The 23,221-nt window shown below is 71.1% G+C and carries 20 protein-coding genes, 2 pseudogenes and 1 riboswitch; of the genes and pseudogenes, 15 read left to right on the forward strand and 7 right to left on the reverse strand.

Annotation, left to right across the window (positions count from 1 at the left end; genetic code table 11):
- The 8 genes and pseudogenes from ABZV38_RS34085 to ABZV38_RS34120 form a co-directional block, all read left to right on the forward strand.
- Positions 1–801, forward strand: a pseudogene (locus ABZV38_RS34085) (IS200/IS605 family accessory protein TnpB-related protein); the annotation flags it as partial.
- 121 nt (positions 802–922) lie between these two features.
- The gene (locus ABZV38_RS34090) at positions 923–1,297 is read left to right on the forward strand and encodes a CBM35 domain-containing protein (RefSeq protein WP_356332321.1); all 375 of its coding nucleotides are present in this window, start codon (positions 923–925) and stop codon (positions 1,295–1,297) included.
- A 290-nt stretch (positions 1,298–1,587) separates the two neighbouring features.
- Complete coding sequence (locus ABZV38_RS34095) at positions 1,588–2,757, forward strand: substrate-binding domain-containing protein (RefSeq protein WP_356332322.1); 1,170 nt, start codon at positions 1,588–1,590, stop codon at positions 2,755–2,757.
- A gap of 101 nt (positions 2,758–2,858) precedes the next feature.
- Positions 2,859–4,226 carry a sugar ABC transporter substrate-binding protein gene (locus ABZV38_RS34100; RefSeq protein ID WP_356332323.1) on the forward strand — a complete coding sequence of 456 codons (1,368 nt, stop codon included), beginning with the start codon at positions 2,859–2,861 and terminating at the stop codon, positions 4,224–4,226.
- Positions 4,227–4,276: 50 nt separating this feature from the next.
- The gene (locus tag ABZV38_RS34105; protein ID WP_356332324.1) at positions 4,277–5,269 is read left to right on the forward strand and encodes a sugar ABC transporter permease; all 993 of its coding nucleotides are present in this window, start codon (positions 4,277–4,279) and stop codon (positions 5,267–5,269) included.
- Entirely contained in the window at positions 5,266–6,144 is an 879-nt protein-coding gene (locus tag ABZV38_RS34110; RefSeq protein ID WP_356332325.1) for a carbohydrate ABC transporter permease, read from the forward strand. The genes ABZV38_RS34105 and ABZV38_RS34110 overlap by 4 nt, the downstream gene beginning before the upstream one ends.
- 36 nt (positions 6,145–6,180) lie before the next feature.
- Positions 6,181–7,215 carry a hydroxyacid dehydrogenase gene (locus ABZV38_RS34115; RefSeq protein ID WP_356332326.1) on the forward strand — a complete coding sequence of 345 codons (1,035 nt, stop codon included), beginning with the start codon at positions 6,181–6,183 and terminating at the stop codon, positions 7,213–7,215.
- Positions 7,212–9,098, forward strand: a complete 1,887-nt coding sequence (locus ABZV38_RS34120; protein WP_356332327.1) for a DUF2264 domain-containing protein — start codon at positions 7,212–7,214, stop codon at positions 9,096–9,098. Before ABZV38_RS34115 ends, ABZV38_RS34120 begins: the two co-directional genes overlap by 4 nt.
- Positions 9,099–9,197: 99 nt before the next feature.
- Here ABZV38_RS34120 and ABZV38_RS34125 read toward each other — a convergent pair whose 3' ends face one another.
- The 7 genes and pseudogenes from ABZV38_RS34125 to ABZV38_RS34155 form a co-directional block, all read right to left on the reverse strand.
- The gene (locus ABZV38_RS34125) at positions 9,198–9,830 is read right to left on the reverse strand and encodes an LUD domain-containing protein (RefSeq protein ID WP_356332328.1); all 633 of its coding nucleotides are present in this window, start codon (positions 9,828–9,830) and stop codon (positions 9,198–9,200) included.
- Positions 9,827–11,362 carry a lactate utilization protein B gene (locus ABZV38_RS34130; protein ID WP_356332329.1) on the reverse strand — a complete coding sequence of 512 codons (1,536 nt, stop codon included), beginning with the start codon at positions 11,360–11,362 and terminating at the stop codon, positions 9,827–9,829. The genes ABZV38_RS34125 and ABZV38_RS34130 overlap by 4 nt, the downstream gene beginning before the upstream one ends.
- Positions 11,359–12,126, reverse strand: a complete 768-nt coding sequence (locus tag ABZV38_RS34135) for a (Fe-S)-binding protein (protein ID WP_356332330.1) — start codon at positions 12,124–12,126, stop codon at positions 11,359–11,361. The genes ABZV38_RS34130 and ABZV38_RS34135 overlap by 4 nt, the downstream gene beginning before the upstream one ends.
- A 137-nt stretch (positions 12,127–12,263) precedes the next feature.
- Positions 12,264–12,989, reverse strand: a complete 726-nt coding sequence (locus ABZV38_RS34140; RefSeq protein ID WP_356332331.1) for an FCD domain-containing protein — start codon at positions 12,987–12,989, stop codon at positions 12,264–12,266.
- Positions 12,990–13,248: 259 nt separating this feature from the next.
- Positions 13,249–13,473 (reverse strand): annotated as a pseudogene (locus ABZV38_RS34145) (LD-carboxypeptidase); the annotation flags it as partial.
- 48 nt (positions 13,474–13,521) lie between these two features.
- On the reverse strand, positions 13,522–14,304 hold the full coding sequence (locus ABZV38_RS34150) for a crotonase/enoyl-CoA hydratase family protein (protein WP_356332332.1): 783 nt from the start codon (positions 14,302–14,304) through the stop codon (positions 13,522–13,524).
- On the reverse strand, positions 14,301–15,830 hold the full coding sequence (locus ABZV38_RS34155; protein WP_356332334.1) for an AMP-binding protein: 1,530 nt from the start codon (positions 15,828–15,830) through the stop codon (positions 14,301–14,303). The genes ABZV38_RS34150 and ABZV38_RS34155 overlap by 4 nt, the downstream gene beginning before the upstream one ends.
- Before the next feature lie 78 nt (positions 15,831–15,908).
- Between ABZV38_RS34155 and ABZV38_RS34160 the strand changes: the two genes are divergently transcribed.
- The 7 genes from ABZV38_RS34160 to thiM all read left to right on the forward strand — a co-directional run bounded on the left by ABZV38_RS34160 (position 15,909) and on the right by thiM (position 23,109).
- Positions 15,909–16,499: a helix-turn-helix domain-containing protein gene (locus ABZV38_RS34160; protein WP_356332335.1), complete on the forward strand. Its 591-nt coding sequence runs from the start codon at positions 15,909–15,911 to the stop codon at positions 16,497–16,499.
- A gap of 314 nt (positions 16,500–16,813) precedes the next feature.
- Positions 16,814–17,413, forward strand: coding sequence for a hypothetical protein (locus tag ABZV38_RS34165; RefSeq protein ID WP_356332336.1), 600 nt, complete (start codon positions 16,814–16,816; stop codon positions 17,411–17,413).
- Positions 17,410–18,129 carry a DUF5987 family protein gene (locus tag ABZV38_RS34170; RefSeq protein WP_356332337.1) on the forward strand — a complete coding sequence of 240 codons (720 nt, stop codon included), beginning with the start codon at positions 17,410–17,412 and terminating at the stop codon, positions 18,127–18,129. The genes ABZV38_RS34165 and ABZV38_RS34170 overlap by 4 nt, the downstream gene beginning before the upstream one ends.
- Positions 18,126–19,721 (forward strand): GMC family oxidoreductase, encoded by a 1,596-nt coding sequence (locus ABZV38_RS34175; RefSeq protein WP_356332338.1) that lies wholly within the window; start codon positions 18,126–18,128, stop codon positions 19,719–19,721. The genes ABZV38_RS34170 and ABZV38_RS34175 overlap by 4 nt, the downstream gene beginning before the upstream one ends.
- A 12-nt stretch (positions 19,722–19,733) precedes the next feature.
- Positions 19,734–20,672, forward strand: a complete 939-nt coding sequence (locus ABZV38_RS34180) for a hypothetical protein (protein ID WP_356332339.1) — start codon at positions 19,734–19,736, stop codon at positions 20,670–20,672.
- A 60-nt stretch (positions 20,673–20,732) separates the two neighbouring features.
- Positions 20,733–20,827, forward strand: a riboswitch (TPP riboswitch).
- Positions 20,819–22,225, forward strand: a complete 1,407-nt coding sequence (locus ABZV38_RS34185; RefSeq protein ID WP_356332340.1) for a cytosine permease — start codon at positions 20,819–20,821, stop codon at positions 22,223–22,225. Its footprint overlaps the riboswitch before it by 9 nt.
- A 74-nt stretch (positions 22,226–22,299) precedes the next feature.
- Complete coding sequence (gene thiM, locus ABZV38_RS34190) at positions 22,300–23,109, forward strand: hydroxyethylthiazole kinase (protein ID WP_356332341.1); 810 nt, start codon at positions 22,300–22,302, stop codon at positions 23,107–23,109.
- The last annotated feature ends 112 nt before the right edge of the window (positions 23,110–23,221 follow it).

A 23,221-nucleotide genomic window follows, 5' to 3' on the forward strand; every position in this document is an offset into this window, starting at 1 on the left:
CAACGCCCCGTCATCCAGACCATCCCGCTGGAGACCGCCCACGCCCGGGGCATGATCGGCGTCGACACCAACGCCGACCACTTCGCCGCCTACCAGCTCGACCGGCACGGCAACCCCATGGGCGACCCGCACCGCTTCGGCTATGACCTGTCCGGCACCGCCGATCACCGCGACGCACAGATCCGCCACGCCCTGACCCGTCTGATCAACTGGGCGGCGCGGGTCGGTGTCGCCGCGCTCGGCATCGAAGACCTCGACTTCACCACTGAAAGGACCCGCGAGAAGCACGGCCGCCAGAAGCGATTCCGGCAGCTCATCTCCGGCATCCCCACCGGCAAGCTCAAGGCCCGGCTGGTGTCCATGGCCGCCGAACACGGCCTGAGCATCGTCGCGGTCGACCCCGCTTACACCAGCATGTGGGGTGCCCAGCACTGGCAGAAACCGCTGGCCGCCCCACGCCGCACCCTGTCCCGTCACGATGCCGCGGGCATCGCGATCGGACGACGCGCCCTCGGACACCCGATCCGGGATGGGGTATCCCCTGCTCGAACGGAGTTGAGAGCTTGGGGAAGGACGACACCGCCCCCACACGACCGGAGTGATCGTGCGGGGCATCGGACCGTCCAGGCCGGACCAGGCGCCCGAAGGCGTGAGGGATCCCGCCCGCCCACCACGGACCGGCCCCCTGGAGGGCCGTCGCCGAACGGGAAGCGAAAGCGGGAACCCAGTGCATCCAAAACCGTTCGGGATGCGCCCAGTACGCAACAGTGGATCCACGACTCACTTACGCACACTGGTTAGGAACGGTTCTGGATCGACAACGACAACGAGTACTGGGAGAACCATCACCTCTGCGAGCAGATCCGGGCAAAGCGGCCGTCCTGGCAGTTGACCAACAACAATGAGGACACGCCGATCACGGATGCGCGAGGCCGAGGACTCGCGGAACACACTCGGCACCGCGGGTCTCACCGGCTGCTCGCCCTGCTCCGGCGGCGAGAAGGTGCGCAACCTCGGGGGCAGCGCGGCTGCTGATGTCCGGTTCCCGGATGTCACCGTGGACCGGGCCGGCACGTACACGCTGTTCATCGACTACACGGTGAACGGGGATCGTTCGTTCCTGGTGAGCGTCAACGGCGGAGCGCCGGTCGAGGCGGCGGTGAGCGGCATCGGGAACAGCACCCCGGGGACAACCACCGTTTCGGTGATGCTCGCCGCGGGCGCCAACACGATCAGGATCTACAACGACGAGGAGTCCGCGCCCGACCTCGACCGACTGTCGCTGGGACAGCCGTAGGGTCGTCGGCGGATGCACCTCGGGGGCCGTTCCTCAACGGCCCCGAGGTGTGCCGGGCGACCGCCGGGCCGGGAACCACGGGCAGAAGGCGGCGGGCAGCGCCGCCGTCGCCGTCCGCCGCCCCGATCGGCACCGTCCCTATGCGAGCGGCCTGCAGGACCCCGCCCGCAGGCCCCGGACCCCGTGAACGCCGTGGACGGCGCGTGGGTGATCGCTATGCTGCGACGCAAGCGCTCACAGGAAGCGTTCAAACGAACAGTGCGCGGCGGTACGGCGAGGGGGCCAACAGCATGCGGGAGCCGGTTGAACTCAGGCGTCAGCGAATCCTGTCGGTGGTGCGGTCGCGGGGCGCCGTCAAGGTCAGCGTGCTCGCCGCCGAGCTGGATGTCTCGGTGGTCACGATCCGGCGGGACGTGGAGGAACTGACCCGGGTGGGGAAGCTGGGGCGCGGGCACGGCGTGGCCCGTCCGGTGATCGACGCGCCGGAACACGCCACGGTCCCGGCGGCGCGGACGGAGGAACCGGCCGGGGACGGCGCTGCCGTGGCCCTCGTCGTACCGGAGCGGCATTCGTATCTGTACGAGACGCTGCACGGCGCCCGGACCGTGCTGGAGGAGTCCGGTATGCGGATCGCCCTGCACATCGCGCCGCAGTCGGCGGGCGCCGAACGGCCACTGGTGGAGCGGGCGCTGGCGGACGGGGCCCGCGGGTTGCTGATCGCCCCCCGGTGGCGCAACGCGCGCTCGGAGGAGCTGGACTACGGCTGGCTGGCTGAGGTAGGGGTGCCGACCGTGCTGATGGAGCGGCGGCCCCGGCCCGGCAGTGCACTGCACGCCCTGGACTCCGTCTGTTCCGACCACTGGTACGGGACGCATCTGGCCGTGGACCATCTGGTGTCGCTGGGCCACCGCCGTATCGTCCTGGCCGCCCGCGACGACAGTCCGACGGCGCGCACCATCCGGACGGCGTTCGCGGGGATCGCGGCGGCCCGGCCGGAGGTGGAGGACTGGTCGATCGTGCTCAGTTCGCCGGCGGCGGTACCCGGCCCCGGTCCGCAGACCCCCGGTGCGCCGGCCGAAGCCGCGCCCGCTCCCGATCCCGGCGACGACGGCACGACGGTCGACCTTGCGGCGCTGCTGCGCGAACGGGGCGCCACGGCGGCCGTGCTGCACGGCGATGTGGACGCGCTGATGCTGGTGCAGCGGCTGGCGGAGGGCGGTGTCCAGGTGCCGCGGGACTGCTCTGTGGTGGCGTACGACGATGTGGTCGCCGCGCTGGGCAGTACGCCGCTGACCGCGGTGGCGCCACCGAAGGCGGAGATCGGGCGGGCGGCGGCCGAGCTGCTGCTGTACCGGCTGTCCGGGACCGTCGGTGCCACCGGTCCGGTGCGCAGGACGGAGTTGCTGCCCACCTTGAAGATCCGCGGTTCGGCGCAGCCGCTCGCCACTCCCGGGGGCTGAGCGTTTGACCGCTTTAATTTTCTTCTGAGCGATCTATTGACCCGTACCGATCAGCCGATCAGGATTCCCGTGTCTCGAATCAGGAGCCGCGGGAGGCACCCATGCCTGGTCGACAGAGCCGTCGATCCGTGCTCGCCTCGATCGCCGCCCTGCCGCTGACGGGCGCGCTCAGCGCCTGCAGCAGCAGTGACGGTGCATCAAAGTCGGGCAGCGCGAGCAGAACCAGCACCATCAGCAGCAAGGGCGCGAAACGCGCCACGCACATCACCTTCTGGTCGGCCCTGCGCGGCAGCCAGGAGGTCGTGGACGCGTTCAACCGCACCCACGACCGCGTCCAGGTCGACTTCCAGCAGATCCCCACGGGAGGCCAGGGCGGTTACGCCAAGCTCAGCAACGCGTCCCGGGCGGGGAACGCCCCGGATGTCGCCACCATCGAGTACCCCCAGGTCCCCGGCTTCGCCATCGACGGGGTGGCGCGCGAGCTCACCGATCTGATCGGCGACGGACTGCGCGCCAAGCTGCTGCCGCAGGCGCTGGGACTGACCACGTTCGAGAAGCGCGTCTTCAGCGTGCCGCTGGATGTCGAGCCGATGCTGATGCACTACCGCACCGACCTGTTCCAGCAGTTCGGCCTCGAAGTCCCCCGCACCTGGGACGAGTTCGAGGAGGTGGCCCGGACCGTACGCCGCAAGGCCCCGGACCGCCGGCTGGCGACCTTCGCCACCGACGGTGCCATGCAGTTCGCGGCGCTCGCCTGGCAGGCCGGCGCCCAGTGGTTCGACACCTCGGACGGCGCCTGGAACGTGTCGCTCACCGACGAGCCGACCCGCCGCGTCGCGTCGTACTGGCAACGGCTCATCGACCAGGACCTGGTCTTCATGAACGCCGTGGACAGCCGGCAGAGCGACGCCCAGATCAGCAACGGCCAGATCCTCGTCCGGCTCAGCGGCGCCTGGGACGCCGGGGCCCAGATGAACGCCCGGCCCGCCCAGAAGGGCCAGTGGGCCGTGGCCCCGCTCCCCCAGTGGGATCCGGCGAAGCCGGCCGTCGGCACCCACGGCGGCTCCACTTTCGCGGTCACCAAGGACAGCCGGCACCCTGAGGCCGCCCTGGAGTTCATCGAGTGGCAGGTGTCGCACCCGGACGCACTGCGCGCCCGGCTCTCCAGCGGCAGCAGCAGCCAGTATCCGGCCGCCCCCGGTCTCGTCGCCGTCGGCCGCAAGGCCTTCGACCGCAGTTACTACAGCGGCCAGGACATCTACACGGTCTTCGAGCAGGAGGCACACAAGATCCGGCACGGCTGGGTCTGGGGGCCTCGGATGACCGCCACCGGCAAAGTGATGCAGGACGGCTTCGCGCGGGCGAGCGGTGGCCAGGGGGCGTTGACCGACGCGGTGCGCGCCGCCCAGCAGGGCACCATGCCGGACCTCAAGGCACTGGGCCTCGCCACCACCGAGCGCAGCAGCTGACCCCGTTCGCCACTTCCCACGTCCCAGCAGCAGAGAGGCAGGTGACACTCATGACCGCCCCCGCTTCCACCCCCTCGATCACCCCCGTGCACCCGGCGAACGCCCGGTCGGCCGCCGCGTCCGCGCGCTCCGCCCGCGGGTCTGCCCGGCGCCGTGAACTCGGTGCCTGCGGCGTCCTGATGACACCGTTCTTCGTCCTTCTCGTGACGGTCTTCCTGATCCCCGTCGGAACAGCCGTCTGGCTCAGCTTCTTCAGCGACGACCAGTCGGGGCTCGGCTTCGGCCCGGAGCGCACGGTCTTCGTCGGACTGCGCAGCTATACGGCCGTGCTCACCGACCCGACGTTCCTCGGCGGCCTGGCCACCGTCTTCCTGTACTGCGTCATCTACATCCCGGTGATGGTGATCGCCGCGCTCGCGCTGGCCCTGCTGCTGGACTCCAGGGTGGTGCGGCTGCGCTCCTGGGCCCAGCTCGGGCTGTTCCTGCCGCACGCCGTGCCCGGCATCATCGCCGCCGTCATCTGGCTGTACCTCTACACGCCCGGGCTCAGCCCGGTGATCGATCTACTGGGCAAGGCCGACATCACCATCGATTTCCTGGGCGTGCACACCGTCCTGCCGTCGATCGTGAACATCGCCCTGTGGAGCAATCTCGGCTACAACATGGTGGTTTTCTACGCCGCCCTGCAGGCCGTGCCGCACGAGGTCATCGAGGCCTCGGTCGTCGACGGCGCCGGACCGGTCCGTACCGCGCTCCAGGTCAAGGCGCCGCTGGTGCGTTCGTCCATCGTCATGGTGGCGATGTTCACCCTGATCTTCGCGCTCCAGCTGTTCACCGAGCCGATGCTGCTCAGCCAGTCCACCCCGATGATCAACTCGCGGTTCTCGCCCAGCATGTACATCTACGACGCGGCCTTCACCCGTAACAACTACGGCCTGGCCGCCGCCGCCTCGGTCGTCCTGCTGGTCTGCACGATCGCCCTCTCCTACGGCGTCACCCGCTGGACCAACCGCGCCAACGCCCCCGAGGAGGACGCCCGATGAGCGCGACGGGCACCACCACCCGTACCGCCGTTACGCTGCGGCCCCGGCTTCTCGGCCGCTCCGTCGTCAATGTCGTGGTGGGCATCTCGGTGCTGTACACGCTGCTGCCGGTGCTGTGGCTGGTGCTCGCCGCGTCGAAGGACCGGGACGCCCTGTTCGGCAGTCATGTGCTGTCGCTGAACCACTTCGCCTTTGTGCAGAATCTCAAGGACCTGTTCGCGATGGACGGCGGACTGTACGGGCGGTGGTACGGGAACAGCCTGCTGTACGCGGTCCTCGGCGCCGCGCTCGGCGCCCTCGTGAGCATCGCCTGCGGCTACGCCTTCGACAAGTACCGCTTCCCGCACAAGGAGAAGCTGTTCGGCCTGGTCCTCGCCGCGGTCATGGTGCCGCAGACCGTGCTGGCCCTGCCGCTGTATCTGATGGCCTCCGGCACCGGGCTGGTGAACACCTTCTGGTCGGTCTTCATCCCGGTGCTCTTCAATCCGTTCGGTGTGTATCTCGGCCGGATATTCAGTCAGGGGTACGTGCCGAACGAGGTGCTCGAAGCGGCGCGTGTGGACGGCGCCGGCGAGCTGACCACCTACTTCCGGGTCGCGCTGCGGATGCTGGGGCCCGGCCTGGTCACTGTCTTCCTCTTCCAGCTCACCGCCATCTGGAACAACTTCTTCCTGCCGATGGTGATGCTCTCCGACCAGGACCTGTATCCGGTCAGTCTGGGGCTCTACACCTGGAACAGTTCCGCCACCGTGTCCCCCGAGTACTACCCCGTCGTGATCACGGGCTCGCTGCTCGCCGTCCTCCCGCTGATCCTCGCCTTCGCACTGCTCCAGCGGTTCTGGAAGTCGGGGCTCACCGCGGGCGCCGTCAAGTAGCCGGGCCACCCGGACCACTCCCGTACCAGGAGAAAGATGCCCAGCACCACCCCCGCCGCCGCAGCCCGTCGGCCGCGCGCCGCCGTCGCCATGAAGCCGGATGCCGCGGCCGCCGTCCTCGCTCCCCGATCCCTGGCCGCACTCGCCGAGGTGTGCGCTCTCGCCCCACTGCCCGTCCTCGACGACTTCACCACCGACCGGGCCCGCGCCACGCTCGCGGATGCCGAACTCCTGGTCACCGGCTGGGGCTGCCCGCCGCTCGACGAGACCGTGCTGGCGGCGGCGCCCCGGCTGCGCGCTGTCGTGCACACGGCGGGCTCCGTCCGCGGGCACATCACCGAGGCATGCTGGGACCGGGGCATCGAGGTGTCCTCGGCCGCCGCCGCCAACGCGCTGCCGGTCGCGGAGTACACCGTCGCGATGATCCTGCTGTCCGGCAAGCGGGCCCTGGAGCGGGCCCGCGACTACCGGGTCGAGCGCCGCCGTGACGACTGGCTGCGCACCTCGCCCGAGGTCGGCAACTACGGCCGCACCGTGGGCATTCTGTCCGCCTCGTTGATCGGCCGGCGCGTCATCGAGCTGCTGCGTCCGTACGACCTGCGGGTGCTGCTGCACGATCCCTACGTCTCCGCGGCGGACGCCGCCGATCTGGGTGTCCGGCCGGTCGAACTCGCCGAGCTGTTCGCGCAGAGCGACGTGGTGAGCGTCCACACCCCGCTGCTGCCCGCCACCCGCGGGCTCGTCAGCCGTGAACTCCTCACCTCGATGCGCCCGGACGGTGTGCTCATCAATACCTCGCGGGGCGCCGTGGTCGACCAGCACGCGCTGACCGACGTGCTCCAACTGGGCCGCATCCGTGCCATCCTCGATGTCACCGACCCCGACGCGCTGCCGTCCGCGCACCCCCTGTGGGAGTGCGACAACGCCCTGATCACTCCGCATCTCGCCGGCTCGCAGGGCAACGAGTGGCAGCGGCTGGTCGACCTGGCGGTCCGCGAGATCGGCCGCTGGGCCGCGGGCGACGGTTTCGCCCACCCCGTACGACGCGAAAGGCTGGCATTCCTCGCATGACCTCCCCCCTTGAACTTCCCTCCGACGACCGTGACCTGAGCCCGTACACCGGCTACACCCGGGCGCACTGGGAGGTGGCGGCGGATGGGCTGCTGCGGGCCGCGTGGCAGTGGTCGACGCCCGGCCGCGCGCTGCTGGACCTGCCGGGACGGCCGTCCGGATCCGGGGTGCGCTCGGACGGTCTGGAGGGCTACGCCCGTACGTTCCTCGCGGCGGCGTTCCGGGTCGCAGGCGCGGACGGGAAGGATCCGCACGGCTGGCTCGACCGGTACGCGCACGGACTCGCCGCCGGTACCCGGACGCCCGGCCGGGACGACCTGGAGTCCTGGCCGCTGATCCTCGACCACCATGTGCAGGGCCAGCCCATGGTCGAGTCCGCCTCGGTCGCCATCGGGCTGCGGCTGACCCGCCCCTGGCTGTGGGACCGGCTCGACCCCGGCGTCCAGGACCGGGCCGAGGAGTGGCTGCGCGGTGCACTGCGGCACATCCCCGCGCCCAACAACTGGTATCTGTTCCCCTACTCCGTGGCCGCGTTCCTCGACTCGGTGGGCCGTGGCGACGCGGAGACGGCTCGGGCGAAGGAGCGGGCGCTCGACCTGCTGGAGGGCTGGTACCGAGGACAGGGCTGGTACGCGGACGGCGACAGCGCCGCCTTCGACCACTACAACGGCTGGGCGCTGCACCTGTACCCGGTACTGGACGCGCATCTGTCGGGCGACCCCGAGCTGTCCGCGCACTTCGGCTCCCGGCTGCGCGAACACCTGGACAGCTTCTCCCTGCTGTTCGGTGGCGACGGCGCGCCGATCCACTTCGGCCGCTCGCTGACCTACCGCTTCGCGGCCGGTTCGGCGGTCGCACTGGGCGCCGTCACCGGGCACACCCCGCTCTCCCCCGGTGCCTCGCGACGGGTGATCAGCGGATCGCTGCGCTACTTCCTGGACCGCGGTGCGACGGGCACGGACGGGCTGCTGAGCCTGGGCTGGCACGGACCGCACGAGGCGACCCTGCAGCACTACTCGGGCCCCGCGTCCCCGTACTGGGCGTCCAAGGCGTTCGTCTCGCTGCTGGCTCCGGACGGCCATCCGCTGTGGACGGCGACCGAGGAGCCGGCGCCCAGTGAGGGCCCGGACCGGGTGCTGGCGCTGCCCGCGCCAGGTCTGCTGATCCAGTCCACCCGGGAGGACGGCATCGTACGGCTGCACAACCACGGCAGCGACCATGTCCGGCCGCACGAGGGCGAGTCGGGCGTGCAGGACGATCCGCTGTACAGCCGCCAGTCGTACTCCACGGTGACGGGCCCCACATCGAAGGTGAACGTGGCGGACAACCATCTGGCCGTCCTCGTCGCGGGGGTGCGCAGCGGCCGCCGCAGCATCCGCCCGCTGGGCGCCGGACAGGGTGACGGCTGGGGCTGGGCCGCGTCCTGGCACCGCCCCGTCTTCATGTCGGGTGCGCCGATGGTGCCGGGGCTGCGGGTCGAGAGCGTCACGGTGGTCCGCGGGAGGTACGAGCTGCGGGTGCACCGGGTGCTGGGCGCGCCGGCCGGGGCGCGGGTGGAGCAGACGGGCTGGGCGACCGGTCCGGACGACGGCGTACGGTCCGCGCTGCACGGACTGCACGGCTGGGAGACCCAGGACGAGGTACGGGCCCCACAGGGCACGGCGTACACCCGCTGGGCGGTGGTGCCCCGGCTGGGCGCGGACGCGGAGGGGACGGTCCTGCTGGTGTCCCTCGCGTCGCTGACGGCGGAGCCGGACGCGACGACGCTCGCTGCGGCGGTGAGCGGGGTGAACGTGGACGGTGACACGGTCGAGGTCGGCTGGGCGGAGGACGGGGCGACGACCCGTATCGCCTTCGAACCGCTGAAGATCGAGCACCGCTGACTGTCCCCGGTCCGCCGGACGGCCTCGATGCGCGGCCGCCCGGCGGACCGTCGGGCCGGTACGGCGCCCCGGGACAGCGCGTCCACCACCGCGCCCGCCCTACGCGTCGACGCGGATCACCACTACCAGCGACCGGGGGCCGTGCACCCCCTCGACCCGCTCCAGCTCAATGTCGGAGGTGGCCGACGGTCCGCTGATCAGGGTCGTCGGCCGCTCCGGCACCAGCCGGCGCACCGCCTCCGGTACCCCCACCTCGACCGCCGACAGATCCACCACGCACACATGCAGGTCAGGGACGAGCGACAACGCCCGCCGCCCCTGGTCGGGCGAGCCGTCGAGGAAGATCGTGCCGGTCTCGGCGCAGCCGACTGCCGACCCGGTGACGACACCGTCCAGCGCATCGAGCCGGGGCGCCGGAATGTCGGCGCAGTCCCGCTGGACCTCCCCGTCGTACGCGTCGAGCCACCGCTCGTCGAGCCCGGCGGGCACCCCGACCTTCCGGGCACCACGCTCCCGCAGGACCTGCGCGATCACTTCGGCGGTGCGGTCGCCGGTGCAGGCGTGCACCTGTGCCTTGTAGTCGACGAGCCGGTCGGTGAAGAGCGCGAGGCGCTCGTCGTCGGGGAGCGTGCGGCCGGTCCGGTAGTCGCGCGGGACGGCCGTGTCGGGGGTGGGTGCGAGAGCCAGGGCGTCCCGGATCCGGCCGAGCACCGTTTCGCGAGCGGTCGTCACTTCTCCTCCTGCTGCTGGTTCCTGCCGTCCTCGGCGGCGGCCCGCATGGTCGCGGCGCCCTCGTCCGAGGCCAGCCAGGCGCGGAAGGACTGCTTCGGCGGCGCCGCGGTGTCACGGCTGTCGCTCCACCCGTTGAACGGGGGCGGCAGATGCGAGATCTTCCCGTCCCGCCCGGCGAGGACCCGGCCCAGCCCCGCAGTCCTCTGCGCGGCCGTGAACAGCTTCGGTCTCCTCATCACGCCGGCCGCCGCCTTCATGGCCAGCTTCTCCGTCGTCGTACCGGACTGTTCGGTGTGCTGGTGGCGCAGCTCGACCAGCAGCGACGGGATGTCGATCTTGACCGGGCAGGCGTCGAAGCAGGCGCCGCAGAGGCTGGAGGCGTACGGCAGGGAGCTGTTGGGGTCGTCCTTGGCCGCGTGCATCCCGGCGAGCTGCGGGGTGAGGACCGCCCCGATCGGGCCGGGGTAGGTCGATCCGTACGCATGGCCGCCGGCCCGTTCGTACACCGGGCAGACGTTCAGACAGGCCGAGCAGCGGATGCAGTTGAGCGCCTCGCGCCCGATCCGGTCGGCGAGCGCGGCGGTGCGTCCGTTGTCGAGGAGGACCAGATGGAAGTCCTGCGGACCGTCGCCGGGCGTCACACCCGTCCACATCGAGGTGTACGGGTTCATCCGCTCCCCGGTCGACGAGCGCGGCAGCAACTGCAGAAAGACTTCGAGGTCCTGATAGCGCGGCAGCACCTTCTCGATGCCCATGACGGTGATCAGGGTGTCGGGCAGGGTCAGGCACATCCGGCCGTTGCCCTCGGACTCGACGACGGACAGGGTTCCGGTCTCGGCGATCCCGAAGTTGGCGCCTGAGACCGCCACCTTCGTCGTCATGAACTTCTCGCGCAGATAGGCGCGGGCCGCGGCGGCGAGATGGGCGGGTACGTTGTCGAGCCGCGGGTCGACGCCGGGGATCTCCTTGAGGAAGATCTGCCGGATCTCGTCGCGGTTGCGGTGGATCGCGGGCACCAGGATGTGCGACGGCTTGTCGTGGGCGAGCTGCACGATGAGCTCGGCGAGGTCCGTCTCGTACGGGGTGATGCCGATCGATTCGAGGTGCTCGTTGAGGCCGATCTCCTGGGTGGCCATCGACTTGACCTTGATGACCTCCTGCGAGCCGGTCGCGCGGACGAGCCGGGCGACGATCTCGTTGGCCTCGACGCCGTCGCGTGCCCAGTGGACGGTGCCGCCGCGCTCGGTGACCTTCCGCTCGAGCTGCTCCAGGAGTTCGGGGAGCCGGTTCATGGTGTCGGTCTTGATGGCCGAGCCGGCGTCGCGCAGCTGCTCCCAGTCGGGCAGCTCACCGGTGACGTTGAGACGCTTGGCGCGGATCGTGTGGGTGGCCTTGCCGAGGTTGCGCCGCAGCTGCTCGTTGCGCAGCTCGTCGTGGGCGGCTGCGGGAAACGTCCGGTCGCCGCGCAGATTGCCCGTCCCGTACGGGGAGCGGGGCGGGGTGGCGGGCATGCCGAGGAAGGTGCTGCTCATCGGACGGCCTCCGTCAGGACGTACGGCGAGGTACGGGTGGAGGAGAGGATCTGCGCGAGGTGCAGGGTGCGGGTGCCCGATGCGATTCGGGAGAGTCCGCCGCCGATGTGCATCAGACAGGACGAGTCGCCCGCGGTGCACACCGCCGCCCCGGTGGTGGTGATGGTGCGCATCTTGTCCTGGAGCATCGCGGTCGACGTCTCGGCGTTCTTCACTGCGAAGGTGCCGCCGAACCCGCAGCAGGAGTCCGCCTCGGGAAGCTCGACGAGGTCGATGGAGTCGACGGCGCGCAGCAGCTTCAGGGGCTTCTCTCCGACCCGGAGCATGTGCAGGGAATGGCAGGTGGGGTGGTACGTGACGCGGTGCGGGAAGTACGCGCCGACACCGGTGACGCCCAGGACGTCGACGAGGAACTCCGACAGCTCGTACGTCTTGGCCTTGACCGTGGCCACGCCCGCGCGCAGCGCCGCGTCCCCGTACCGCTCGGCGACGATCTCGTGCTGGTGGCGGACCGATCCGGCGCAGGATCCCGACGGTATGACGACGGCGTCGATCGACGCGTCACCGAACTGCTCGGCGAAGTTCCGCACGAGCGGGACGGGCTCGCGCTGGTAGCCCGTGTTGACGTGCATCTGGCCGCAGCAGGTCTGCTCCGGCGGGAACACCACCTCATGCCCCAGGCGGGCGAGCAGGACCGCGGTGGATTTAACCGCCTCGGGGAAGAGCGTGTCTCCCAGACAGGTGGCGAAGAGTCCGATACGCATGGGGCCTCTCCGAATCGTTTCTCTGGCCTTTGTATGGTCGGACCATACTAGCCTCGGTCCGGAACGTGAAGGGGCGGGGACATGCGAGAGGGGCGGTGCGCATGCGCACCGCCCCTTGATCGCCCACGTGCTGCGGGCTATTCGTTCCCGTCCACCAGCGTGCCGTGCAGGCTGCGGATGTGCCGCTCGACCAGATCGGCGGCCTTCGCCCCCTTGCCCGCGCGCACCAGCCGCAGCAGTTCGGCGTGCTGAGCGTTGAGCCCGGCTGCCGTGGCCGGCCAGTCCTCGGCCTGTTCCAGCGCCCGCAGGATCAGCGCACGTACGGACTCGCGCACGGCGGAGGTGAGGGTGGAGGTCAGTTCGTTGCCGGAGCTGCGGGCGATCTGGACATGGAACCGGGTGTCCAGATCGTTGAACTCGGCCACGCCGACGCCGGGCTCCCCCATCCGCACGAGCAGGTGCTCCACCTCGTCGAGATCCTCCGCGGAAGCGTGTGTGGCCGCCGCCTCGAAGCTGGAGCGCTCCAGCACGACGCGCGCTTCCAGGACGTCCTCCAGGCTGTAGCTGCCGAGGGCGAAGTGCAGCCGCAGCAGCCGCCCGAGGGCGTCGTCGGGGTTGCGTACGATCCGCGCCCCGGCATCCGGACCGCGGCCGGGCTGGGCAACAAGCACGCCGATCGTCTCCAGCACCCGCAGCGCCTCGCGCAGGGCGGATCGGCTGACTCCGAGGACGGGCGCGAGTTCGCGCTCGGGCGGCAGCCGGTCGCCTGCCTTCAGCTCTCCGGCGAACACCCGCTCCTCGATGCTCTGGAGCACGAGCTCATGCGTACGGGACTGCCGTACGGGTTGCCACTCGACGGGCATCGTTCACCCCCCTGCCTCGGCTTTCCTCCCACTATGTCACACACGCCATGTGGTCGGACCAAAGATTCGGCGCACCTTGGCCGGCGTTGCTGCCTCCCGCCGCGCCCGGGACGCGGACGGCAGTGAGGCCACGATCAGTCCGGCCGACGCGGCGACGGCGCCGGTGACCGCCACCGCGGTCCAGCCGCCGCCCGCCCAGACGAGCGCGTTCCGACGAGCGATCCGGCGGCGATGCCGACGAAACGAAAGGTGAAGCAGAGGGGTCGGCGAACGCCGCGTGGATATCGGCGGCCCGCTCGGCCGGAGTGGACCCCATGGTGCGCGTCGCCGGATACTCCACCACTTCGAGCCCGAACTCCTCGCGGAGTCTGCGCAGCCCCAACTCGTAGGGCAGGGGCAGGATTCCGGGGAGGCCGGAGGACGGGGAGACGACGGCGACGCGGTCGCCGGGGCGGGGCTTGTCCGGGTAGCTGAGTATCGTCATCCGGCGAGCGTAGGACCAGCCCGTTTCCGGTGTCAGCCGGGTTTCGGCTCAGTCGGTGAACGCCCCGTGGCGGCCCGCACCGCCGCCGAACCGGTCGGCACCGGCCTGGGTCTCCCCCGCAGTCAGCGGAACCAGGCCGTGCCGGTACTCGGCCGCCAGGGCGTCCGGCTCGGAGAGGCCGTGCTGTTCGCGTACGGAGAGCCTGTCGTGACGCAGACACAGCTGGGGGAACGCGGCGATCTCCCGGGCGAGTTGCTCCGCAGCGTGACGCGCCCGGCCGGTCGGCACGAGCCGGTTGGCGAGCCCGATGTCGTACGCCTCCGCCGCCGGGACCGGGCGGCCGGTGAGGATCAGGTCCATCGCGCGGCTCTCCCCGATCAGGCGCGGCAGCCGCACCGTGCCGCCGTCCACCAGGGGCACACCCCAGCGGCGGCAGAAGACACCGAAGACCGCGTCCTCCTCGGCGACCCGCAGATCGCACCAGACGGCGAGTTCCAGGCCGCCGGCCACCGCGTGGCCGGAGACCGCGGCGATGACGGGTTTGCTCAGCCGCATCCGGGTGGGCCCCATGGGTCCGTCGCCCTCGGCGAGGACCTTGTTGCCGCGTTCCGTGCCGATGCCCTTGAGGTCCGCGCCGGCGCAGAAAGTGCCGCCCTCGCCCCACAGCACGGCGACAGAAGCGTCCGGGTCGGACTCGAACTTCCGGAAGCTGTCCGTGAGTTGGTCCGCAGTCGGCCCGTCGACGGCATTGCGGACCTCGGGGCGGCTGAGAATCACCGTGAAGACGGGGCCGTCGCGCTCGATCCGTACGGCGGGGTGTTCGTTCGTCATTTTCCCTCCCACAAGGGGTCGCGCAGGGCCCGGCGGAGGATCTTTCCGACCGGCGAGTACGGGATGGTCTCGACGAAGCGCACGGTCTTGGGCACCTTGTAGCCCGCCAGCCGGGCGCGCACATGGTCGCGCAGGGCTGCTTCGGAGACCTCGGCCCCGGGTCGCAGCGTGACGAAGGCGGTGACGGCCTCGACCCAGGTGGCGTCGGGGGCACCGACGACGGCGCACTGCGCGACCGCGGGATGGCTCGCGAGGGCGTCCTCGACCTCGCGCGGGTAGACGTTGTAGCCGCCAGTGATGATCATGTCGCTGCTGCGGTCGACGAGGTGAAGGTAGCCGCGGTCGTCGAGGCGTGCGAGATCCCTGGTGCGGATCCAGCCGTCACCGGTGAGGCTCGCGGCGGTCAGCTCGGGCGCGTTGTAGTACCCGGCGATGGCGAACGGCGCCTTGACCCGGACCTCACCGATCCCGCCCGGTGCGACGGGGGCGCCGTCCTCGTCGGTGAGGACGAGCCGCGCGTCGACCGCCGGGTGTCCGGCGGCGCCGAGCAGTTCACCGCCCTCGGCATGGTCGTCCTTGTCGAGCACGGTCAGACACAGCGGCGCCTCGGTCTGCCCGAAGTACTGGACGAACTTGGGGCCCCAGGCGTCCAGTGCGTGCTCGATGAGCGGTCGCGGCATCGGGCTGGCCCCGTAGACGACGGTGTGCAGCCGGGCGAGGTCGGCACGCTCGGCACGCCCGTCGGCGAAGAGCATGCCGAGCATGGTGGGGACGAGGTTGACAGCGGTCACCCCGTAGCGGGCCATGGCCGCCAGGTACTCGTCCGGGTCGAAGCCGCCGAGGACGACGGAGGCGCCGCCCCGTAGCCAGTAGGGCAGCACAAAGGTGCCGCTGGCGTGGATGAGCGATGCGGCGTGCAGCATCACGTCGTCCCGGCCGGGTGAGACGAGGTTGGACAGGATGTTCGCGCTGATCGCGGCATAGCCGGCCTGCGTGTGCTGGGCGGCCTTCAGGGTGCCGGTGGTGCCGGACGTGTAGAGGATCAGGATCACGTCGTCCGCCGCCGCGGGCAGCATCGGGTCTGCGGGGCTCGCCTCGCGCATGGCCGTCGGCAGGTCGAGGTGGCCGGCCGGGCCGGGGCTGCCGAGGCAGGCGAGCACCAGCCCCGGTACGGCGGCACCGAGTTCGATCGCACGCTCGGCGAGTTCCGGCCCGTAGACCAGAAGGGTCGCTCCGGTGTCCTGGAGCATGCGGGTGTGTTCGGCGGCGGAGAGGCGGCCGTTGAGGGGGACGCGGGCGGCCCCGGCCTTCAGGCAGGCGAAGTCGACGGAGATGGACCACAGCCCGTTGCCGAGGAGCAGCCCGACCCGGTCGCCGCGGCCGACGCCCAGTCCTGCGAGGACGTGGGCCAGGCGGTTGGCAGCCTCGTCGACCTCCGCATAGGTGAGGGAACGGTTTTCGAAATGCACGGCGGTACGTCCTGCGAAACGCGCGGCACCGCGGCGAACCAGGTCTACGGCAAGCATGCGCCGGACGATAGACCCGCCATATACAGTCCGTCCAGACTGTTTGTTGGTTCCCAGTCGTGTCGTACGCTCACTGCCATGCCCGCTCCACGCCGCACCCAGCAGCAACGCCGGGAGGAGACCCGGCAGCGACTCCTCGATGCCACGATCGACTGTCTGGTCGACCACGGTTTCGCGGGCACCACGACCCAGCGGGTGCAGGAGCGGGCGGGCGTCTCCCGCGGCGCGCTGCTGCATCACTTCGCCTCGAAGGCCGATCTGCTGGCGGCCGCCACCCACCATGTCGCCGAGCTGCGTCTCGCGCACATCCGTACCGAGACGGACGGCGGCGCACCGAACCGCGAGAAGGGGCTTGCCCTGCTGCGCACGGCGATGTCGGGCCCGCACTGCCTCGCGGGGCTGGAGCTGTGGCTGGCGGCCCGCACCGACGCGGATCTCAGGGCGGCGCTGCTGCCGGCCGAGCGGGAAGTGGGCGCGGCCCAGCGTGCGGTGATGGCCGATATCTTCGGCCCGGAGACGGCGGCGCGCGAGGACTTCGCCCTGCTCTGCGAATCACTGCTGGTCCTGCACCGCGGTCTCGCGCTCACCAGCGTGCTGCGCGAGGACCCGACGTTCGACGACGAGCTGCTGCGGCTGTGGACGGAACGGTTTCTGGGGGCTCAGCCCTGAGGCTGCGACCCCCGCAGATCATGGACGTACCAGTTGAACAAGGTGCCGTCCGCTTCCGCGACCTGCTTGAGGCAGGTGAAGCCGGCCCTCCGCGCGACCGCCACCGACGCCCGTTCTCCGGGTCCGCCTTGATCACTTCCTGGGTCGCTCCGGCGGCCGCCGCATATCCGCGGACCAGGGCAACGGCGCGCGTCGCACGTCCTCACCTTCGTCCCATACCTTGCGCCGACAGCGTGCAGCATTCAAGATGCTGACTGCATGTGACCGCCGGTAACCATCGCCCATCAGGGCTGGGACGTGAAGAAGGTCCTGCTGTGCCCGTACTCCGCCGTACGACGAACGCCCTCGGTGCCCTGTCCGCAGGTGTCCGACTCGCCGCCTTCGGCGCAGTGGTGGCGGCAGCCGCCGCCCTGCTCCCCGCCGCTTCCGCCTCGGCCGCAGAACCAGGCGTCGGCGGTTACACCGACCCTTCGTACGCCCCCGCGTGTACCTTCCACCGCTACGGCGAGGGCGAGACGCCGCCACTCTCCCTGTTCGGCGCCGACCCGCTGTGCGTGGAGTACGCCAAGCGGGACATCACCGTGACCAACGGCGGCGCGGCGCGCTTTCTGCTGGCCGAGCCGGCGCGCTTCGCGATCGCCGTACCGGCCTGCCGTTACTGGCAGTTGGACCACTGGAGCGTGCAGGCCACGGCCGGCGGAACCGAACTGGTCGGCTGGGACGGCAGTTACTGGTTCGACAAGGCGGAGGGCAGCGCCGCGGCGAAGGTACGCAACATCACCGTTGCCGGGCACCCCGCGCAGGCCGAGGACGCCGCGAAGGTGATCCGGCCGTACGACGCGCTGCTCGCCGACGCACTCGTGCGTGACGCCGCAGGTGTGAGGGTGCGACTGCCGGTGAGCGCACTGTGTTGAGCGAACCACCCGCACGTCCCACTCGGCGCCGGCTGCTCGTCGGGCTGACCGCCGCCGTCGCCGCCCTGCGGGCAGGGGAGCTGACCGCCGAAGCCGCGCCTTCGGCGCGTCCTGTCCCCGAGCCGGTCCCGGTGGATCGGGCGGGGCTGCTGCCCGCTTCCCTGGCGCTGCCCGACCCGACGACCGCCACGCTGGAGGCGTTCGCGGACACCATGGTCCCGGGCGAGAAGCGGTACGGCGGCGACGCGGCGATCGCCGGGGCGGCCCCCGGTCCCGGCGCCGTGCAGGCGGGGGCCGTCGAGCTGCTCAACCTTCCCGACCTCGGCGTCGGCGTACTGCTGCCCGAGCTGGCGCTGCTCGTCAACACCCGCGCCCTCGCCTATGCGGCCACCCACGGCCGGATCCTGCTGCGCACTCAACCTCCCTTCGTCGCCCTCCGGTTCACCGACCGCACCGCGCTCGCCGGAGAGCTGCTCACGCCCGGCGCCCCGGACCGGCAGCTGTATGTGCTGCTCGCACTCTTCGCCGCCGCGGCCTTCGACACCGCGGCCCATCTGCACACCGCCGTAGCCATCCGGCAACGCCACCCGGGCCTGGCCTGGATCGGCTTCCCGGCGCCCGACGCCGACGGACTGTGGCGCTTCCCCGACTACTCGTACGGCAGAAGGCTCGCCTCCGAGCACCCGCTCACCACCCCCGGAGGGCACCCCGCATGAGCGCCACCGAACGCACCGACGTGCTGGTCATCGGCAGTGGCTTCGGGGGCGCCATCCCCGCCTACCATCTGGCCGCGGGTGGCGCCAAGGTGGTGATCCTGGAACGTGGACCGCACCTCACCGCCCCCGACTTCACCCATGACCTGCGCCTGGGCAGCTACACCCGGATCGTCGACCTCGTGCAGGGCGACGGCATCACGGTCGTCGCCGGGAACTGCGTCGGCGGGTCCAGCGTGGTCTACTTCGCCGCTTCACTGCGGGCTCCGGGCTTCGTCTTCGATCGCCGCGGCAGTCTTGGCCATCGCCTGTGGCCTTCGACCCTGACGCGCGCGGCACTCGACCCGTGGTACGACCGGGTCGAGGAGGCTCTGCCCGTCGCCGAGCAGAGCTGGGACCAAGTCCCTTACCCCGGAGGGCTGTTCGCTGCGGCGTGCGCCCGTGCGGGCCGCACCTGCAATCCTGTGCCCGTCGCCGTCGACCTGGCCCGCTGCACCAACTGCAATTGGATGCTGGGCGGCTGTCACTTCGACGCCAAGCGCTCCATGCTGCTGAACTACCTCCCCGCTGCGACGGCGCACGGCGCCGAGATCCGCCCACTCCACGAGGCACAGACGATCGCGCCTGCCATCACACCCGGTTACCGCTACCGCGTCTCGTACACGCAGCTCGATGCCGGCGACTACCGGCTGCCGGTCGGCGTGGGCACGATCGAGGCCAAGACCGTGGTGCTGGCCGCAGGCGCTCTGGCCACCCCGGTGCTGCTGCAGCGCTCGGCTCCCCTGCTCGGCGGTGTCCCGCAAGCCGTCGGGCGCTACTTCTCGGGCAACGGCGACCGCGTGTCCATCGCCGACGTCGACGAAGGCAAGGTGCGCGACCTGCTCGGTCTCGAGCGCGCCCCGGGCATCCCGTACCAGGGCTTCCCCATCGGGAAGCCCATCGGCTCCATGTCGTACGACCGGCTCGACCCGGCAACGGCGGAGTTCACCCGTTTCTCCCTTCAGCAGATCTACTTCCCCGGCATCACCGACCTGCTGGCCCAGGCCACTGACGCCCCGGCGACGAGCTGGTTCGGCGTCCGCAAGAAGGAGATGCGGGCACGCTGGCCGTCGTGGCTCTCCGTGCTCGCCATGACCGAGGACGACAACGAGGGCGTCTTCGGCCCGCCGCCGCCCACCGGAAGCTCGACGCGCGTGGCCACATCGCTCTGCCTGTCCACGCTCTCGTACCGGCCGACAGCGAACACCCTGCGCGGCTGGGCCGCCGCGGATGCCGAGGCCCGCGCGGTGCTGGAGCGCGACGGTCTTGCGCGGGTGCGGCCCTGGAGCGAGAACCCCGCCGGGTCCGTGAGCGCGCACCCCCTCGCCTCCTGCCGGATGGGTGACGACCCCGCCACCTCGGCACTCGACGAACGCGGCGAACTGCGAGGCCATCCCGGCCTGTTCGTCACCGACGGCTCGGCAGTGCCGACCTCGCTCTGTGTCAACCCCTCACTGACGATCGCGGCGCTGGCCGAACGGGCCTGTCCCGGCATCGTGGAGAGCACCGCCGAGGCAGGCGTGCGCGCACGGTACGGGGCCCCCGCGCCCCGGTGAAAGGAAACCCTCGTGAACTCGCTCTACCCGCCGCGGATGACCGGCCGTCCAGGGCGGCTCGAAGTCTGGTACGCGACGTTGACCGATCCCCGTACCGGTACCGGCGTGTGGATCCACCACGAAGTGGTGGCACCCAAGCACGACGGCCCGGCCCGGGCGCATGGCTGGATATCAGTCTTCCCACCGGACGGACCGCCGTTCACCGAGCGGTTCGGGGTCCCGGACTCTCCACCGCCTCAGGGCGAGGCGTACTTCGAGGTGCCGGGGGTGCGGGCAACGCCCCGGCTTCTGGAAGGCACCGCGGGCGCGATCACCTGGCGCCTGACGGTCACCGGGGGCGGAGAGCCCCTCTACACGTTTCCGCGCTGGTCCTGGCAGCGTGAACTGCTGCCCGCCGCCCAGATCGTGCCTGCCCCCGACGCCCTTTTCGACGGGGAACTCGTCGTCGGGGAGCGGCGGTTCACGCTCTCCGGCGCGGTGGGAGGCGTGGCCCGGATCGCCGGGCACGGCAATGCCCAGCGATGGGCGTGGCTCCATGCGGGCCTCGGCGACGGGGACGTACTGGAAGTGGTGGCCGCCGTCGCCCGCCGTCCCACGATGCGGTGGCTACCACCGCTGCCCATGCTTCAGCTGCGGATCGGCGGCACCGACTGGCCGCGCGACCCGTTGCTGACCGCGCCACTGCTGCGCGCACGGATCGGGCTGCCCGACTGGTCGGTCAGCGGTGGCACCGCGCGGCGCAGGGTACGGATCGATGTGACCCAGGACCCGGCCGACTGCGTGTCGCTCTCCTACACCGACCCCGACGGAGCGACCGCCACGTGCACCAACACGGAGCGCGCCACCGTCGACGTAATCGTCGAACGCCGCACCGGGCTGCACCGCTTCGAGGTGGAACACCGCTGGCATCTGGATCGCACGGGGCACGCGGAGGGGGGAACGCGGCCGTGAGCGCGTTGCCACGCGGTCCTTCGTTCAGGTGTTCAACGGGATCGGGTTAGTCTGTCCGTCGTACCGGACACGGGGTGCCCTACCCGAGGGCTGAGATCACACCCGTCGAACCTGAACCAGTTCGTACTGGCGGAGGGATGTCTTCCATGCCTGTGACGCATGTTTCCGGCGGTCTGCCCGCCGACAGCCGGCAGACCGTCTTCGACGGGCGGATGCCAGCAGCCCCCGGCGACCTCAGCGTCGAGACACACGGCATCGAGCCGGTCCCCGAGAGCAACCGCTACGGCGGTCCCGGGCGCCTGTTCACCGTGTGGTTCGCTCCCAATCTGACCATGACCGGCGTGTTCACCGGCACCGTCGGCATCGCCCTCGGCCTGGACTTCGCCACCGCGCTCGCCGCCGTCGTGCTGGGCACCGTGCTCGGCGCGGTGCCCACCGCCTACCTGGGCACCTGGGGGAGCCAGACCGGTGCCGGGCAACTGCCGCTGGCCCGGCTCGCCTTCGGCCGGGCCGTGACGGTACCCGGCATTCTGCAGTGGCTGTCGTCGGTCGCCTGGGATGCGCTGATCGGGCTGTTCGGCGGGGACGCGCTCGCGCGGCTGTGCGGCTGGCCGTTCTGGCTCGGCGTGCTGGCCATGATGCTGGCCCAAGGCGCCCTCGGCGTTCTGGGCTACGAGGCCATCCACCGGCTCCAGATCGTCATGACCTTCGTGCTCGCCGCCGCGTTCGCGCTGATCGCCTGGCGGCTGCTCGACGGTGTCCATCCGGTCGGCACCGGCACCGCGCACGGCGCCGACCAGGCCGGCGCGTTCGTCCTGACCAGCACCATCGCGCTGAGTCTGACCCTGTCCTGGGCTCCGTACGCCAGCGACTTCAGCCGCTATCTGCCACGCACCACCTCGCGCCCGCGCATGTTCTGCTTCACCCTGCTCGGCCTTGTGGTGTCCTTCGTGGCCGTCCAGGCCCTCGGGTTGTTGGGCGCGTCCGTGCTGACCGACCAGACCGCCGCAGGTGTGGACACGCTGCTGGGCGGTGGGGTGCTGGGCGCGTTCGGGCTGCTCGCCGTGGCGCTGGCGGCACTCTGCAGCAACGCCATGAACGACTACAGCGGTTCCCTGGCTCTGCAGACCGTCGGTGTGCGCCTTCCGCGCCCGGTGGCCGCCGCCCTCGCCGCCGTGCTCGGCTTCCCCCTGGTGCTGTGGATGCACGCGGCCGACACCACGGCCCGCTTCCAGAACGTGCTGCTGTTCGTCGGCTACTGGATTCCCGGTTTCGTGGCGATCGTCATCGTCGACTGGATCGCACGGGCCCGGGCACGGGGCGGCGCCGCGATGGACCTCGCCGCCGAGACCGCCCGCCCGCAGTCCGGATGGCTCCCGTTGTCGGCATTCGCCGTCGCCTTCGCCGCGGCTGTGCCGTTCATGGACACCAGCCTGTACGTGGGCCCGGTGGCGGCCGCCCTGCATGGCGCCGACCTCTCGTACTACGTGGCGTTCCTCGTGGCGCTCGCCGTCTACGCGCCGCTGCGGCTGCGCCACCGTCCACAGGACTGACCTGCCGTCGGCCGCCGGACCCCCGACGTCCCTCGGCGCCCGAACGACATTCCCACCCCACGGAGCGATATCTCATGCCCGCGACATCCACCGATCACACCGCCTTCGCCCCGCAAGCCCTCGCACGCGTGCGGGCGGACTCCCCGCTGGTTCAGTGCCTGACCAACTCGGTGGTCACGGGCTTCACCGCCAACGTCCTGCTGGCGCTCGGCGCCTCACCGGCCATGGTCGACATTCCGGTGGAGGCCGGCCCGTTCGCCCGGATCGCCTCCGGCGTCCTGATCAATCTCGGCACCCCGCACGCGGAGCAGCGCTCCGCCATGGTCGAGGCCGCGCGTGCGGCGGCTTCGGCCGGTACGCCGTGGGTCCTCGACCCGGTGGCGGTCGGCGCGCTGCCGGTGCGCACCGCGCTGGCACGGGAGCTCCTGGAGCTCCGGCCGACTGTGATCCGGGGCAACGCGTCCGAGATCATCGCGCTCGCGGGATCGGGCGACGGCGGCCGCGGCGTGGACTCCTCCGACGGCGTCGAGGCGGCCGAGGAATCAGCACGGGGGCTGGCCCGTACAGCAGCCTGTGTGGTCGCCGTCTCCGGGCCTGTGGACTTCGTCACCGACGGGGTGCGCAGCGCCCGGATCGCCAACGGGGATGCCCTGTTGACTCGGGTGACAGGGGGCGGCTGCGCGCTGGGGGCGGTGATGGCGGCCTTCGCAGCGGTCGACGAGGACCGGTTCGCCGCGGTGGTGACCGCCGTCACCGCGTACACCGTCGCCGCCGAGCTGGCCGCGAAGGAGGCCTCCGGGCCCGGCAGTTTCGCCGTCGCGTTCCTGGACGTGCTGGCCGCACTGGAGGAAGCGGACCTCGCTGAGCGGGCGGCTCTCTCGTGACCGCGACACCGGTGGATGCAAACATTCAGTTGGTAATCGGAGCGTGATCGTTCCGGCCGCCTCATCACGCTTGGTGGTCGTCGAGTTGGGCCGTCGCGGTGTGGTTGGATCG

Source organism: Streptomyces sp. NPDC005181, assembly GCF_040608395.1.
In the GTDB taxonomy this organism is placed as follows: Bacteria; Actinomycetota; Actinomycetes; order Streptomycetales; family Streptomycetaceae; genus Streptomyces.

Coding starts and splice junctions, on each gene's coding strand:
- ABZV38_RS34090 (WP_356332321.1), top strand. CDS start 923: ATGCGCGAGGCCGAGGACTCGCGGAACACACTCGGCACCGCGGGTCTC.
- ABZV38_RS34095 (WP_356332322.1), top strand. CDS start 1,588: ATGCGGGAGCCGGTTGAACTCAGGCGTCAGCGAATCCTGTCGGTGGTG.
- ABZV38_RS34100 (WP_356332323.1), top strand. CDS start 2,859: ATGCCTGGTCGACAGAGCCGTCGATCCGTGCTCGCCTCGATCGCCGCC.
- ABZV38_RS34105 (WP_356332324.1), top strand. CDS start 4,277: ATGACCGCCCCCGCTTCCACCCCCTCGATCACCCCCGTGCACCCGGCG.
- ABZV38_RS34110 (WP_356332325.1), top strand. CDS start 5,266: ATGAGCGCGACGGGCACCACCACCCGTACCGCCGTTACGCTGCGGCCC.
- ABZV38_RS34115 (WP_356332326.1), top strand. CDS start 6,181: ATGCCCAGCACCACCCCCGCCGCCGCAGCCCGTCGGCCGCGCGCCGCC.
- ABZV38_RS34120 (WP_356332327.1), top strand. CDS start 7,212: ATGACCTCCCCCCTTGAACTTCCCTCCGACGACCGTGACCTGAGCCCG.
- ABZV38_RS34130 (WP_356332329.1), bottom strand. CDS start 11,362: ATGAGCAGCACCTTCCTCGGCATGCCCGCCACCCCGCCCCGCTCCCCG.
- ABZV38_RS34135 (WP_356332330.1), bottom strand. CDS start 12,126: ATGCGTATCGGACTCTTCGCCACCTGTCTGGGAGACACGCTCTTCCCC.
- ABZV38_RS34140 (WP_356332331.1), bottom strand. CDS start 12,989: ATGCCCGTCGAGTGGCAACCCGTACGGCAGTCCCGTACGCATGAGCTC.
- ABZV38_RS34150 (WP_356332332.1), bottom strand. CDS start 14,304: ATGACGAACGAACACCCCGCCGTACGGATCGAGCGCGACGGCCCCGTC.
- ABZV38_RS34155 (WP_356332334.1), bottom strand. CDS start 15,830: ATGCTTGCCGTAGACCTGGTTCGCCGCGGTGCCGCGCGTTTCGCAGGA.
- ABZV38_RS34160 (WP_356332335.1), top strand. CDS start 15,909: ATGCCCGCTCCACGCCGCACCCAGCAGCAACGCCGGGAGGAGACCCGG.
- ABZV38_RS34175 (WP_356332338.1), top strand. CDS start 18,126: ATGAGCGCCACCGAACGCACCGACGTGCTGGTCATCGGCAGTGGCTTC.
- ABZV38_RS34185 (WP_356332340.1), top strand. CDS start 20,819: ATGCCTGTGACGCATGTTTCCGGCGGTCTGCCCGCCGACAGCCGGCAG.
- thiM (WP_356332341.1), top strand. CDS start 22,300: ATGCCCGCGACATCCACCGATCACACCGCCTTCGCCCCGCAAGCCCTC.